This is a genomic window from Bartonella sp. AC329YNZD (assembly GCF_042196685.1).
Taxonomy (GTDB): domain Bacteria; phylum Pseudomonadota; class Alphaproteobacteria; order Rhizobiales; family Rhizobiaceae; genus Bartonella.
Map to the genome: position 1 here is coordinate 111607 of NZ_JBHIQS010000002.1, position 15260 is coordinate 126866.

Sequence of the window (15260 nt, forward strand, 5' to 3'; positions counted from 1 at the left end):
AGAACAATTGATTAACTTTGTAAACGCCGACAAATTTCATCTAATTGTTCTAATGAAGAGTAATGTATTTTTAAATCTCCACCTTTTTTACCATGTTGAATAATAACTTTCATTCCTATCACATCTGCAAGTAATTTTTCTAAAGATTTTGTTTCAGCATCTTTCTCCGAATTGGTACGTTTTTTAGTTTTAGGATTAGCTTGCTCATATGCAAGTATTTCTGTTTGACGTACAGAAAGCCCTTCACGAATAATTTTCTCAGCTAAATATTGTGGATTATCAACGGTTATAAGACAACGTGCATGACCTGCGGAAAGTTGTCCATCAGTTAAGAATTGTTGTACTTTTTCTGGAAGTTTTAACAAACGAAGCGTATTTGCAACATGACTACGACTTTTTCCTATAACTTGCGCTAAATCTACTTGCGTATAATCATGTTCATTTAGAAGCATCTCATATCCCTTTGCTTCTTCGATAGGATTAAGATCTGCACGTTGAACATTTTCAATAATTGCCAATTCCAAAGCCGTTTTATCATCTACATCGCGAATAATAACTGGCAATTGGTTTAAATTTGCACGTTGTGCTGCACGCCAGCGCCGTTCACCAGCAATCAATTCAAACCGATGAGGATGATCTCTTAAAGGCCTTACAATAATCGGTTGAACCACACCGTGTTGACGAATTGATTGTGTCAAATTATCAAGCTCTGTTTCAGTAAAATGACGCCGAGGATTATGAGGATTACATGAAATAGATTCAATTGGAATAAATTGCTCAGAAAGACTACCGGATTCATTTAATTTATCAAAGCTTGATGAACGTGCAATATTATTGTTTAAATTGATATCTCCAATCAATGCCGCTAATCCACGTCCTAGTCTTTTTTTTGAGAGATCATCATTCATAATTTTTCTCTTTGAATTTTTAGATTATTTTTTTATATTTCTAAGCAGCAGCGCGTGCTTGTTTTTCACGTTGAATCACTTCTGATGCTAGACGCAAATAAGCTTGACTTCCAGCACATTTGAGATCGTAAAGCAATACAGGTTTACCAAAAGAGGGCGCTTCTGATACTCTTACATTTCGTGGAATAACAGTACGATAAACTTTATCTCCCATAAAAGAGCGTACATCTTCAACAACTTGATTTGAAAGATTATTACGTCCATCATACATTGTTAGAACAATACCTTGGATCTCTAAAGATGGATTAAGTACGGATCGCACTTGTTTTACTGTTTCAAGTAATTGACTTAAACCTTCAAGTGCTAAAAATTCACACTGCATAGGCACTAAAACAGAATCCGCAGCCCCCATAGCATTAAGTGTTAAAAGATTAAGGGAAGGAGGACAATCAATTAAAACATAATTGAATTTTTTTTCCATTTCCGGATCATCATAGAGAGCTTTACGTAAGCGTTGTATGCGATCTTTTGATGAAGAAATTTCCATTTCCACTCCTAAGAGATCAAGTGTAGAGGGAACTATATAAAGATTGGGTACGGCTGTTTTTAAAGCCGCCTGTGTAATTGAAACGCCCGAAACCAAAACATCATAAGAAGATAAAGGACGGCTATTACGATCAATCCCTAAACCTGTACTAGCATTACCTTGTGGATCAACATCCATAATAAGGACATTTTCACCAATAGCCGCTAAAGCTGTAGCAAGATTAATTGCTGTGGTTGTTTTTCCGACTCCACCCTTTTGGTTTGCAATAGCGATAATTCGTGTTTCGCTCATTTTGCTCTACCCTCTATATGATCGAATATGAGAAATTTCCAAAATAACAGAATTTTCATCAACTTTACTTTTATGTTTTAACAGATCAAAGTGCCAATTGGCAGAGGCATTTTTTATTTCTGTAGCGTAATCCCGACCTTTTTGCAAAAGAGCTATTGTTTTTTCTGTTAATAAAGGAAAAATGAGTTGTAAAAGAGTATCAAGCGGCGCTAATCCTCGTGCCGTTATAATATCAGATATGGGAATTTTTTGATATATATCTTCAATTCTAGCGTGATAAACCGTTGCTGGAAGATTAAGTTGAGCAATAACTGTTCGCAAAAAAGCAACTTTTTTCCCATTACTTTCAACAAGATTAATATGTCCTGCTTTTTTTTCTTTCAAAAAGATAGCAATCACAATTGCAGGAAAACCTCCTCCTGATCCTAAATCACACCAATGTAAAGAATGAGCATATAAAGGAAAAATTTGTGCTGAATCTAAAATATGTCGTGTCCATAGATCTGGTATAGTTGTAGCAGATATCAAATTAATATGTGCATTCCATTGAAGTATTAAAGACTCAAACTGCATTAAATTTTCCATCGTTTCACGTGAAACAGAAGGAATAATATTTAATAATTGTTGATATTTTTTTTCTGTAGAAAAATCCATTAAGCTGTTTTAGCCTTTTCACGCCGTTGACGTTGAATATATGTAATAATAAGTGATAATGCGGCAGGAGTCATGCCATCAATTTTTTGTGCATCAGCAATTGAACGAGGCGATACTTCTTGAATTTTTGATTTAAGTTCATTTGAAAGACCTGAAATTGCCTCAATATTAAGAGAAGAAGGAATTTCTAAACGTTCATCTCTTTGAAGAGAGGCAATATCTTGTGCTTGTTTATCTAAATAAACCGCATATTGTGCTTCAATTTCTAAAGCTTCAACTGTTTTAGAATCAATTTCTTGTAATTGTGGCCATAAATGTGAAAGACGCTCTACAGTCATATGAGGATATGCAAGAAAATCATAAGCCGAACGCCGAATCCCATCATGGTTAACGTGTAATCCATGAGCAGAAGCTTCATTAGGTGTTAAAAAGAGATTTTGACATATCGATCGTGCTTGATCAAGCCGTTGTTGCTTTTTCTGATAATAATCCCAACGTACTTTACTCACAATACCCCATTCTTTTGCCAAAGGTGTTAAACGCGTATCAGCATTATCAGATCTTAAAGATAAACGAAATTCAGCACGTGATGTAAACATTCTATAAGGTTCACAAACACCACGTGAAACCAAATCATCAACCATAACACCAATATAAGCAGTAGAACGACTTATAAGTATTTCATCTAATTTACCTACCTTGCATGCAGCATTTAATCCAGCTAAAAGACCTTGTGCTGCCGCTTCCTCGTATCCTGTTGTGCCATTAATTTGGCCCGCTAAAAACAAACCTGGTAAAGAGCGTACTTCCAAACTTTTCGTTAATTGTTGAGGATTAACAAAATCATATTCAATAGCATAGCCAGGTTGCAAAACTGTAGCATTTTCCAATCCTTCAATGGTTTTCAATAAAGAAATTTGTACATCTTCAGGAAGAGACGTAGAAAGACCATTTGGATAAACAGTATCATCATTTAATCCTTCTGGTTCTAGAAAAATCTGATGTCCATCACGTTCTCCAAATTTAACGATTTTATCTTCAATTGAAGGACAATAACGTGGTCCTAATCCTTCAATATTTCCAGAATATAAAGCAGAACTATAGATATTTTCGCGAATAATTTTATGTGTTTGTGCATTTGTACGCGTTATTGCACATTCAATTTGTGGCTGTTCAATTTTCTCTGTTAAAAGAGAAAAGGGAACGGGATTTTCATCTGCTTGTTGTTTTTGGAGAGTTTCCCAAGCAATTGTTTTTTTACTCAGACGAGCAGGGGTTCCTGTTTTTAATCGTCCAAGTTTTATATGATATTTTTTCAAATGTTCAGCAAGTTTCACACTTGACTGATCTCCCATACGACCAGCAGCCCATGTTTTATTACCAATATGAATAAAGCCATTTAAAAATGTACCTGTTGTTAAAACAACAGCACCAGAAAAAATTGTTCCTTGTTTTTTTAAAATAACACCTGATACACAATTATCTTTAACAATCAAATCAAGTACTTCATCCTCAATAAGAATAAGATTTTCTTGTTCTTTTAATAATTTTTGAATTGCTTCTCTATAAAGTTGTCGATCTGCTTGTGTCCGTGGTCCTCTTACTGCCGGTCCTTTACGTCTATTAAGAAGTCTAAACTGAATTCCAGCAGCATCTGCTGCTCTTCCCATGAGACCATCTAACGCATCTATTTCACGAACCAGATGCCCTTTTCCAAGACCACCAATAGCAGGATTACACGACATTGTTCCCAGTGCTGATATTTTATGTGTAACAAGCGCTGTTTTGGCTCCTACACGTGCTGAAGCTGAAGCCGCTTCACAGCCAGCATGACCACCACCAACAATAATAACATCATATGATCGCATTTAATTCATTCCGTAGAAAATTTCTAAGGTTTCACGTGAAACAGGATATAAATTACATAATCTTTATAATCTGTCTATGAAATAATCAATGTTTCACGTGAATCATTATTTACCAACACAAAACTCTGAAAAAATGATATCAAGCAAATCTTCAACATCAATATCTCCTGTAATTTTTCCAAGAAAATCACTTGCACGACGGAGATGTTCTGCACGTAAACTGAGATCAAAAGAATGATAATTGAGAGCAAACTCAATCTCTTTAACAGCTTCTTTTAATAATTGAAGTTGCCTTTTACGTGCTGGAACAATATTTCCAATTTCAGAACCACGATGATGACAAAATAATTCAAGTTCTTTGATAAAAGAATCAAAATTTAAACCAGTTAATGCGGAAAATTGTATAGACCAACGCTGATCATTTTTTTCATAAAGATCAAGCTTATTACCAACATGCCATATTTCAGCCGATGTTTCTGGTAAATCAACTTGCTTAGGATTTCCTATATCATAAACCAAAATAACCAAATCAGCTTCTCTAACATGCTGTTTAGCAACTTCTATTCCCATCTGTTCTATTTTATTTTCTGTTTTTCTAAAACCAGCAGTATCGGTTAAAAAAACAGGTAAACCACCAAGAATAATTCTCATTTCTAAAGCATCACGGGTTGTTCCTGCTTCTTCCGTTACAATAGCAACAGATCTTCCTGAAAGACGATTCATAATGCTTGATTTTCCAGAATTTGGAGCACCAGCAATAACAATTTTTAATCCATCACGTAAAATACTCGCACGTTCTCCTTCAGTAATATATTCCCTAATAGAAGTACAAAGATCCTCAACATCTTTCCAAACTTTATCAGATATTGCGTTGGGAATATCTGCTTCATCAACAAAATCAAGTTCTGCTTCAATAAAAGCACGCGCCTTCATAAGCTTATGACGCCAATTACGATAAAGCGTCGTTAAATGTCCACTTGTACCCATAACAGCTAAACGCCGTTGGCTTTCCGTTTCTGCTTCTATTAAATCAGCAAGACCTTCTGCTTGAACAAGATCTAATTTTCCTTCCATAAAAGCGCGACGTGAAAATTCACCTGCCTCTGCAATACGGCATCCAGAAAATGTTGACAATTCATCGAGAAAACGATTGACGACTGCTTTTCCTCCATGTAAATGGAATTCCGCACAATCCTCCCCCGTAAAACTATGAGGAGCAGGAAAAAAAACAGTTAAACCAGAATCTAAAAAAACACCATCACGAGCAGTAAGATTTCCATAATGCATAAAACGTGCTTTAGGTAAACGACCACAAAGCGTTTTAACTATATCCACAACATGAGGACCAGAAAGCCGAATGACTGCAACCCCTGAAGGTAACAATCCACTCGAAACAGCAAAGATTGTATCCACAGGTTTTATCCTAATAAAAACTTTAATGACTCTACGTATTCATTGAATCAAAAAATTCACTATTATTTTTTGTTTGCTTTAATTTATCAATCAAAAATTCAATTGCATCAGTTACATTCATAGATGCTAAAATACGACGAAGAACAAAAATTTTGTGTAAATCTTGTCGTTCTACCAGAAGTTCTTCCTTACGCGTTCCTGACTTTAAAATATCCATAGCAGGGAAAATACGTTTATCAGCAACTTTACGATCAAGAACAATTTCCGAATTACCTGTTCCTTTGAATTCTTCAAAAATAACCTCATCCATACGACTTCCTGTATCAATCAAAGCCGTTGCAATAATGGTTAAAGATCCGCCTTCTTCAATATTACGTGCTGCACCAAAAAAACGTTTTGGACGCTGTAGGGCATTTGCATCCACACCACCTGTTAAAACTTTACCCGAAGAAGGAACAACTGTATTATATGCACGCCCAAGACGTGTAATAGAATCGAGGAGAATAACAACATCACGCCCATATTCAACGAGACGTTTGGCTTTTTCAATGACCATTTCTGCCACTTGTACGTGACGTATTGCAGGTTCATCAAAAGTAGAAGAAACCACTTCTCCTTTTACTGAACGCTGCATATCAGTAACCTCTTCTGGTCGTTCATCAATTAAAAGAACAATGAGATAACATTCAGGATGATTAGTGGTAATAGAATGAGCAATATTTTGAAGTAAAACTGTTTTTCCCGTCCGTGGTGGTGCAACAATTAGTCCCCTCTGTCCTTTTCCCAATGGAGATATCAAATCAATCACACGTGATGACATATCTTTCTCTGTAGGATCTTGTATTTCCATTTGAAAACGTTCATTTGAATAGAGGGGAGTAAGATTATCAAAATGAATTTTATAACGAATCTTTTCAGGTTTTTCAAAATTAATTGTATTAATTTTAAGGAGAGCAAAATAACGTTCTCCCTCTTTTGGACTACGTATGGGGCCTTCAATTGTATCGCCTGTTTTTAAAGAAAACGACTGTATTTGTGCAGGTGAAAGATAGATATCATCAGGTCCAGGAAGATAATTAGCATCAGCAGAGCGCAAGAATCCAAATCCATCTTGTAAAACTTCGACAACACCTTCTCCTATAATTTCTACATCTTGTAAGGCTAGTTTTTTCAAGATTGCAAACATTAATTCTTGTTTACGCATAAGAGAAGCATTTTCAACTTCTAAAGTTTCAGCAAAAGAAACAAGTTCGACTGGTTTTTTGCTTTTAAGTTCTTGTAGTTTCATTTTTTGCATGAAATATGCTCTTTTAATTAGGAAGAGGATTACCCTGAATAATTTATGGAGATTTTATGAATGAAATATTCTTTAAGAAAAAATTATTTTACACTCAATTTTTTAAATCTGCAAGTACCATTTATAGGAAATTTATTTGTGTAATATCAAGTAATTGTATAAAAATTAAAAAAAACATAAAATCCGAACAGTATTTAATTATTTTGTAAGAAAAATATGAATAAAATCTATATCACTAATGAAATGCTATTCAAAAGTATTTTTTACAGAAATTTATATTAATAAATTTATATTAAAGAAAGGATTATTCTTATTTATAACTGTGTTTAGTGTGGATTATTATTTATCCTCAATTTTATCCACAAAAGGAACTGAAAAAAGAATAAAAATAACACTATCTTAAAGATATTATCCCCTCTTTTTTATAAGAGGGATAAAATTATCACAAGCATTTAATTTGTGCATAAAAAAGGAGAATTTTTCATAAATTTTAGTTTTATAAAAAACAGTGAGAATATATACACATGTCTTAACAAGGAGTTAAAATTTTTGTGACAAAAGAAAAAAAATTCTTTCATTTACACATGCTTTCTGATGCAACGGGGGAGACATTAATTTCTGTTGGAAGAGCTGTAGCATCCCAATATGCAATGTGTCAGGCAACAGAGCATATCTATCCTATGATTCGTAATAAAATACAGTTACAAAAAGTTCTTGATGAAATACAACAAGAGCCAGGTATTGTTCTTTACACAATGATTGATGAAGAACTTAAACTACTCCTTCAAAAAAAATGCAAAAAAATAGAAGTTCCCTGTATTGATATATTGTATCCTGTTCTAAATGCTTTTCAGTCTTACCTTGGAATGCCAACTCATTTACGTGTTAGTGCACAACATGATCTTAATGCAGATTATTTTCGTCGTATTGAGGCACTGGATTTTACAATAGAGCATGATGATGGACAGTCTTCCAGTAGCTTATCTGAAGCGGATGTAATTCTTGTAGGAATTTCAAGAACCTCTAAAACGCCAACAAGCATCTATTTAGCAAATCGTGGAATCAAAACGGCTAATGTTCCTCTTATTCCAGGAATTGATTTGCCAGAATCTCTTTTAGAGGTAAAAAATTCTTTAATTATTGGTTTAATTGCTTCAGCTGAAAGAATTTCACATATTCGTCAAAATAGAGATTTAGGAGAAGGTTTTGCTCTTGATAATTATACTAATCGTATCAGCATAGCTGAAGAATTAATCCATGCAAAACGCATTTGCGAACGTTTTGGTTGGCCTATTATTGATGTCACGAGGCGCTCTATTGAAGAAACTGCTGCTGCAATATTTGAACTTTTATCACGATTTCGTGAAGGAAAGTGAGAGAAAATCCTCATGGACGCAGATACGTTAATATTAGCATCTCTTAGTTTTTATCGTGCACAGTTGTTGAAAAAGGCAGGTTTAAATTTTTTAATTGAAGACGCTTCTTTTGATGAGAGAGAAGTAGAAAAAACAACAAAAGAAAAAACACCTAAAGAACTTAGCTGTTTTCTTGCAAGTGCAAAAGCAAAAAATGTTTCAGATCGTTTTCCTGATGCTTTCGTTATTGGTTGTGATCAAGTTCTTGATTTGGAAGGTAAAGTTTTTCATAAAGCAAGAAATATTAAGGAAGCACATCAACGTTTATGTGAGTTATCAGGAAAAACCCATTCTCTTCATAGTGCGGTAGCTTTATTTAAAAATGGTCAAAAAATTTGGGTTGAAGCTTTTAGTGCACATATGTCTGTACGTTTACTCTCGTTAGAATTTATTGAACGTTATTTAGCACGCGTAGGAAAAGATGTTCTAAACAGCGTAGGAGTATATCAAATTGAAGGAGAAGGGATTCATCTCTTTGAAAAAATTGAAGGAGATTTTTTTACCATTGTTGGTTTACCTTTGCTGCCTCTACTCATAAAATTGCGCCACTTAGGAATTATTGATGGTTAACTTAATAATAAAAAAGACAAATTATCCGCGTGCTTTTGTTGTTGGTTCTCCAATTCATCATTCAAAATCGCCAAAAATTCACAATTTTTGGCTTAAACAATATAGTTTACAAGGAGAATATCTTGCACAGGAAGTAACATCCGAAGAATTTAGTCATTTTATTGTTTCTTTACAAAAAATGGGCTTTTGTGGAGGAAATGTTACTTTGCCTCATAAACAAGAAGCCTTTCGTTTAGCAGATTATAAAGATGAGAGAGCAACAATGATTGGTGCTGCTAATACACTTTGGTATGAAGGAGATAAGCTTTGTGCCACGAATAGCGATGCCTATGGTTTTAGCGCTAATCTTGATGATTTTGCATCTGATTGGGGAGGGGAAACAGCTCTTGTTTTTGGGGCTGGTGGCGCTGCACGCGCTATCCTATATGCTTTAAAAAAACGCGGATTTGAACAGATTTATTTGATTAACCGTACAAAACAACGCGCTGATAATTTAGCTCAGTATTTTGGAAAAATCATTAAAGTTTACGATTGGCATAAAATCCATGAAATACTTCATCAAGCTGATTTGATTGTTAATACAACCTCTATAGGCATAAAAAGTCCAGAAGAAAAAAGTGATTCTTTTTTTTGTGATTTTCATAAAGCAAAAACAACGGCATTAGTAACAGATATTGTTTATACACCATTGATAACTCCTTTTTTACAACAGGCAAAGGCTTGTGATCTCAAAACGGTTGATGGGCTTGGGATGCTTCTACATCAGGCTGTTATAGGATTTGAACGGTGGTTTGGAATAAAACCACAGGTAACAAAAGCGTTAAGGACAGCCATTTTAGAGGATATGAGTGAAGAAAGAGAATGAAAATTATAGGATTAACCGGATCAATAGCTATGGGAAAATCAACAGTTGCTGATTTTTTCAGACAAGCGGGTATTTCTATTTTTAGTGCTGATGAGGCGGTACAACAACTCTATAAAAGTGAGCCAGTTTTGTCACTCATAGAGCGTATTTTTCCTAGTGTTGTTGAAAACGATGAAGTTAACCGTTTGAAACTTTCTGAAATTTTGATTGATGATAAGGAAAAATTACAAACATTAGAAAAAATAATTCATCCTTTGGTGCAAGAAAAAGAAAAAGAATTTATTGATACAGCGCGCAAACAAGGGGAAAAATTAGTTATTCTTGATATTCCACTTCTGTTTGAAACAAATGGTGAAAATCGTGTAGATAGCGTTATTGTTGTTTCTGCTCCACCAGAAATACAAAAAGAACGTGTAATGATTCGCCAAGGTATGAATGAGAAAAAATTTGCCTTTATCAATGCCCAACAAATGCCAGATGAAAAAAAACGAGAACGTGCTGATTTTATTATTGATACAGGGAAAGATTTAGAAAATACCCGTCAACAGGTTTTTGATGTGATAAAAAAATTGCTAAAGAATTAAAATCATGCGTGAAATTATTTTTGATACAGAAACAACAGGTTTAGATAAAGAGAAAGATCGCATAATCGAAATTGGTTGTGTAGAAATGGTTGATCGTTATCTTACAGGGCGCCAATTTCATGTTTATTTAAACCCTGAAGGCGTTATTATTCCTGATGAAGTTGTAGCAATTCACGGATTAACCAATGAACGCCTAAAAAACGAGAAAAGTTTTAGTGATATTGTTGATGAATTTTTGGAATTTATTAATGGCGCGACAATGATTGCGCATAATGCGAGTTTTGATATTGGTTTTATTAATGCAGAATTAAAACGCGTCAATAAGCCGCTCATCAGTGTTGATAATATTCTTGATACATTGGCTATGGCACGGCGTAAATTCCCTATGGGTCCTAATTCTCTTGATATTTTATGCAAACGTTTTGGAATCGATAACAGCCATCGTGTTCTTCATGGTGCTTTACTTGATGCAGAGATTTTGGCCGATGTTTATATTGAATTGATTGGTGGAAAGCAGGGCATATTGGGTTTTGATAACAGAAAGAGTGTTGATGAACATACTCAAAGTGACAAAGATATGCCTTATGCAGTTAAATTTCGCCCACAGGCTTTACCTTCAAGATTGAGTGCGCAAGAAAAAAGATTGCATGCTGATTTTATCAATAAAATGGGTGAAAAAGCTCTGTGGAATAACTTCAAAGTTTATGAATAATATTCTTATCTTTTCTCTAAACAAGCTATTTAAGGTTAAAAATATAAAATATGGATACCAAAAAAAACGGTCGTTGTGGGGAGGGGAACACCACAACGACCTTGTCGTTACATTGTACCTCAGCTATCATAGGAGGAGCAAAATGAAAGCTATTAATCCTGTAACAGCAAAGAAAAGCTCTAGGTACTTAATATAAGTGCAACGACTTCATGTCTTATGGAAAGAAAAAATGGCTTTTTAGAGGCAAAGTAAAAAAATAAAATAAAAATGAAAAAAATATATACAGGTAATTTGTTTTTTAGCTGAAATGGAGAAATAAAATTGTCATGAAAGCAACAGATCATCTTTTGTTGGTTGACGGATCAGGCTACATTTTTCGTGCTTACTATGCTTTGCCACCTTTAAAACGTAAAAAGGATGGACTCCCTGTAGGAGCGGTAGCTGGTTTTTGTAATATGTTATGGAAATTACTTTGTGATGCTCGTAATACAGCTATGGGTATTGTTCCAACACATTTTGCTGTTATTTTTGATTATTCATCTGATACTTTTCGGAAACAAATTTATCCTCAATATAAAGCGAATCGCGCTGAACCTCCTGAAGATCTAATTCCTCAATTTTCTCTGATACGCCAAGCAACAAAAGCTTTTAATTTGCCTTGTATTGAAAAGGAAGGTTTTGAAGCGGATGATTTAATTGCTACTTATGCAAAATTGGCAACGAAGGTTGGGGCAAAGACAACCATTATCTCTTCTGATAAGGATCTTATGCAACTCGTAAATACACATGTGTCCTTGTATGATGGAATGAAAGACAAGCATATAGGTATTTCAGAAGTTATAGAAAAATGGGGTGTTGAACCTGAAAAAATGATTGATTTACAAGCTTTGATTGGAGATTCAACGGATAATATACCGGGTATTCCAGGCATTGGTCCCAAAACTGCAGCCCAGTTGTTAAATGAATTTGGTTCTCTTGATCTTTTATTGCAACGCGTAACAGAAATTAAACAAACAAAACGGCGTGAAAACATTCAAGCTTATAGAGAACAAGTTAAAATGTCTCGTGAGCTTGTTAGGCTTAAAACAGATGTCCCTATAGACAGTGATTTAGATGATTTTATTTTGGAGCCACAAAATGGTCCGCGTTTAATTGCTTTTTTGAAAGCGATGGAGTTTTCAACATTAACGCGTCGCGTGGCAGAGGCAACGTCATGTGATGCAGCTGTTATTGATGCACTTGATATAGATGTTGAATGGGAAAAACTAAGCTATGGACATGATTTAGATATAAAAAATACTGAACGTGCATCTTTTCATAATTTTTCTGAAAATTCTCCACAAGTTTTTGCACAAAAACGTAAAGATCAAGCACTGTCTCAAAAAATTACAAGAGATACTTACACAACGATTCTTGAGGAGGAAACTTTAAAAGAATGGTTATGGCAAGCACAAGAACAGGGCTTTTTTGCTTTTGATACTGAAACAACCTCTCTTGATCCGATGCAAGCAAAGCTTGTTGGTTTTTCACTGGCATTACAACCAGGAAAAGCAGCCTATATACCACTTGAACATTTTGAGGAAAAAGAGGACCTTTTAAGGGATGGGCGTATTGCCTCGCAGATTGAGACCCAAAAAGCTTTAGCACTTTTAAAACCGCTATTAGAAGATTCAGCGGTGTTAAAAATTGGTCAGAATATAAAATATGATTGGTTGGTGATGAAGCAATACGACATTGTTATACGTTCTTTTGATGACACTATGCTTTTGTCATATGCTTTTGATGCTGGAACTTTAACCCATAATATGGATGATTTGTCTGAACGTTGGCTTGGACATAAACCAATTGCCTATAAGGATTTAACGCATAAAGGAAAAAAAATTACTTCTTTTGCACAAGTAGATTTAAAACAAGCTACCCTTTATGCGGCGGAAGATGCCGATATAACGCTACGCCTTTGGCAAGTTTTGAAACCGCAACTTGTTGCTCAAAAAATGGCAAAAATTTATGATCGCCTTGATCGACCACTCGTAGAAGTTCTTGCAAGAATGGAAGAACGTGGGATTCTTGTTGATAGGCAGATTTTATTGCGCCTTTCAGGAGAATTGGCGCAAGCTACTTTGATTCTAGAAGAGGAAATTTACAAACAAGCTGGTGAAAAGTTTAATCTTGCTTCGCCAAAGCAATTGGGGGATATCCTTTTTGGCAAAATGGGATTACCTGGAGGTGCTAAAACCAAGGGTGGACAATGGTCAACTTCTGCACAGACCTTAGAAGAGTTGTCTGCTGAAGGTCATCTATTACCGCGTAAAATTATTGAGTGGCGTCAACTTGCAAAGCTAAAATCTACCTATGCCGATGCTTTGCCTTCTTATATTTTACCAAAAACAGGGCGTGTTCATACGAATTATTCTTTGGCAATAACATCAACAGGGCGATTGTCATCATCAGAGCCAAATTTGCAAAATATTCCAGTACGAACTGCTGAAGGACGTAAAATTCGAACAGCTTTTATTGCTCCCAAAGGGCACGTGTTGCTTTCTGCTGATTATAGTCAGATTGAATTACGCATTCTTGCACATATTGCGGATATAAAAGCATTAAAAGAAGCTTTTGCTAAAGGTCACGATATTCACGCTATAACGGCGTCACAAATGTTTGGCGTTGCAATAGAGGGAATGCATTCAGATATACGACGGCGTGCAAAAGCGATTAATTTTGGTATCATTTATGGTATTTCAGCTTTTGGCTTAGCCAATCAATTAGGAATTTCACGCCAAGAAGCGGGTCGTTATATTCAATTGTATTTTGAAAGGTTTCCAGGAATTAAAGATTATATGGAAAAGACAAAAAACTTTGCACGTGAAAATGGTTATGTAGAAACAATTTTTGGACGTCGTATCCATTATCCAGAAATAAAAGCAAAGAACGTAAAAATTCGTTCCCTTAATGAACGGGCAGCTATTAATGCCCCGATTCAAGGCTCTGCTGCAGATATTATTCGCCGCGCTATGATACAGATGGAAGATGTTTTAAAAGGAGAAAATCTATCAGCAAAAATGTTGCTGCAAGTACATGATGAACTGATTTTTGAAGTACCAAAAGAAGAGAGTAAAAAAACCATGGACGTTGTTAAAAATGTTATGGAAAATGCTACAATGCCGGTTTTATCTTTATCTGTACCCCTTGAAGTAAAAGTCATGACAGCTCAAAATTGGGATGAGGCACATTAACTTTTTTTATTTATTTTATGTTCAAGAACATTCATGGCGTTGGCAAGATTAAGGTAGGCTTTTATAGGCAAATGATCTGAGGCAATACGTGCAAGTGGTGAATGATGATTTTCAATATTTGTTACCAATTGGTGGGGAAAAGCAAAAACGCGATCAAGGGCTAAAAGAGGAAAACGCGAAGGAAAGCTTGGCACAACTTCAAGTGTGTTATCAAAATAGGGAGAAAAATGGTTCAAAGATGAGCCTTTTCCTATCCGCCATTCATTAAAATCTCCAATGAGGAGTGTAGGCATAAGGGAGCGTTTTTGCAAAATTGCAAGGAGCATTTTTGTTTGTTGTTTACGAGAATAACGTAATAAGCCAAAATGAGCCGCAATAATACGAATAGGGCCTGCTTGCATTTCCAATTCTACAATTACAGCCCCACGTGGTTCAATACCAGGAAGAGTGATTTGTAAAGTTTCACGTACATATCCCTTTCGCAAAAAAAGAGCGTTTCCATGCCAACCATGACCATGAGGTGACATGGTATTGAGAGGCACAGGAATCAAGCCAGTTTCAGCTTTTAATAGCTGAAGATTAATCAAGCCAACGCGCTCTCCAAAACGTTTATCTGCTTCTTGAAGAGCAAGGATATCAACTTGTAATTCATTAATAACACGTACAATACGTGTAGGATTAAAAATTTTATCAATACCTACACATTTATGCACATTATAGGAAGCAACGGTTAGATCATAATTATCATTTGGCTTGATGATGTTTGGTTGATGATGAGAGCGGCTATAGATTGCCTTTAAAAGGGAATTATGGAGCTTTTGTTGGATAAAACCGGTAAACCAAGGAAACTTTTGCTTGTAAGGTATTTTTGTCATTTTGCGAAAAGAATATAATCTCTAAGAG

The 15260-nt window shown here is 35.1% G+C and carries 13 protein-coding genes; 6 read left to right on the forward strand and 7 right to left on the reverse strand.

Going from position 1 to position 15260, the window contains the following annotated elements:
• Positions 1-11 precede the first annotated feature (11 nt).
• The 6 genes from ACFIMW_RS01740 to rho form a co-directional block, all read right to left on the reverse strand.
• A complete protein-coding gene (locus tag ACFIMW_RS01740) occupies positions 12-908 on the reverse strand; it encodes a ParB/RepB/Spo0J family partition protein (protein WP_375607901.1) in 897 nt (298 codons plus the stop codon).
• Positions 909-948: 40 nt separating this feature from the next.
• Positions 949-1746 carry a ParA family protein gene (locus tag ACFIMW_RS01745; protein ID WP_375606091.1) on the reverse strand — a complete coding sequence of 266 codons (798 nt, stop codon included), beginning with the start codon at positions 1744-1746 and terminating at the stop codon, positions 949-951.
• Positions 1747-1752: 6 nt separating this feature from the next.
• On the reverse strand, positions 1753-2400 hold the full coding sequence (gene rsmG, locus ACFIMW_RS01750; RefSeq protein ID WP_375607902.1) for a 16S rRNA (guanine(527)-N(7))-methyltransferase RsmG: 648 nt from the start codon (positions 2398-2400) through the stop codon (positions 1753-1755).
• Positions 2400-4268 carry a tRNA uridine-5-carboxymethylaminomethyl(34) synthesis enzyme MnmG gene (gene mnmG / locus ACFIMW_RS01755; RefSeq protein ID WP_375607903.1) on the reverse strand — a complete coding sequence of 623 codons (1869 nt, stop codon included), beginning with the start codon at positions 4266-4268 and terminating at the stop codon, positions 2400-2402. Before mnmG ends, rsmG begins: the two co-directional genes overlap by 1 nt.
• 105 nt (positions 4269-4373) lie before the next feature.
• Positions 4374-5681 carry a tRNA uridine-5-carboxymethylaminomethyl(34) synthesis GTPase MnmE gene (gene mnmE / locus ACFIMW_RS01760; protein WP_375607904.1) on the reverse strand — a complete coding sequence of 436 codons (1308 nt, stop codon included), beginning with the start codon at positions 5679-5681 and terminating at the stop codon, positions 4374-4376.
• Positions 5682-5712: 31 nt separating this feature from the next.
• On the reverse strand, positions 5713-6978 hold the full coding sequence (gene rho, locus ACFIMW_RS01765; RefSeq protein WP_375607905.1) for a transcription termination factor Rho: 1266 nt from the start codon (positions 6976-6978) through the stop codon (positions 5713-5715).
• Positions 6979-7529: 551 nt separating this feature from the next.
• Between rho and ACFIMW_RS01770 the strand changes: the two genes are divergently transcribed.
• The 6 genes from ACFIMW_RS01770 (at position 7530) to polA (ending at position 14357) form a co-directional block, all read left to right on the forward strand.
• Positions 7530-8354, forward strand: a complete 825-nt coding sequence (locus ACFIMW_RS01770) for a pyruvate, water dikinase regulatory protein (RefSeq protein WP_375606095.1) — start codon at positions 7530-7532, stop codon at positions 8352-8354.
• Positions 8355-8366: 12 nt separating this feature from the next.
• Positions 8367-8963 carry a Maf family nucleotide pyrophosphatase gene (locus tag ACFIMW_RS01775; RefSeq protein ID WP_375607906.1) on the forward strand — a complete coding sequence of 199 codons (597 nt, stop codon included), beginning with the start codon at positions 8367-8369 and terminating at the stop codon, positions 8961-8963.
• The gene (locus ACFIMW_RS01780) at positions 8956-9828 is read left to right on the forward strand and encodes a shikimate dehydrogenase (RefSeq protein ID WP_375607907.1); all 873 of its coding nucleotides are present in this window, start codon (positions 8956-8958) and stop codon (positions 9826-9828) included. The genes ACFIMW_RS01775 and ACFIMW_RS01780 overlap by 8 nt, the downstream gene beginning before the upstream one ends.
• The gene (coaE, locus tag ACFIMW_RS01785) at positions 9825-10412 is read left to right on the forward strand and encodes a dephospho-CoA kinase (protein WP_375606098.1); all 588 of its coding nucleotides are present in this window, start codon (positions 9825-9827) and stop codon (positions 10410-10412) included. Before ACFIMW_RS01780 ends, coaE begins: the two co-directional genes overlap by 4 nt.
• 4 nt (positions 10413-10416) lie before the next feature.
• Positions 10417-11124, forward strand: a complete 708-nt coding sequence (gene dnaQ, locus ACFIMW_RS01790; RefSeq protein WP_375606099.1) for a DNA polymerase III subunit epsilon — start codon at positions 10417-10419, stop codon at positions 11122-11124.
• Positions 11125-11450: 326 nt separating this feature from the next.
• The gene (gene polA, locus ACFIMW_RS01795; protein WP_375607908.1) at positions 11451-14357 is read left to right on the forward strand and encodes a DNA polymerase I; all 2907 of its coding nucleotides are present in this window, start codon (positions 11451-11453) and stop codon (positions 14355-14357) included.
• Here polA and ACFIMW_RS01800 read toward each other — a convergent pair.
• The gene (locus ACFIMW_RS01800) at positions 14354-15232 is read right to left on the reverse strand and encodes an endonuclease/exonuclease/phosphatase family protein (protein WP_375607909.1); all 879 of its coding nucleotides are present in this window, start codon (positions 15230-15232) and stop codon (positions 14354-14356) included. The genes polA and ACFIMW_RS01800 overlap by 4 nt on opposite strands.
• Positions 15233-15260: the final 28 nt, after the last annotated feature.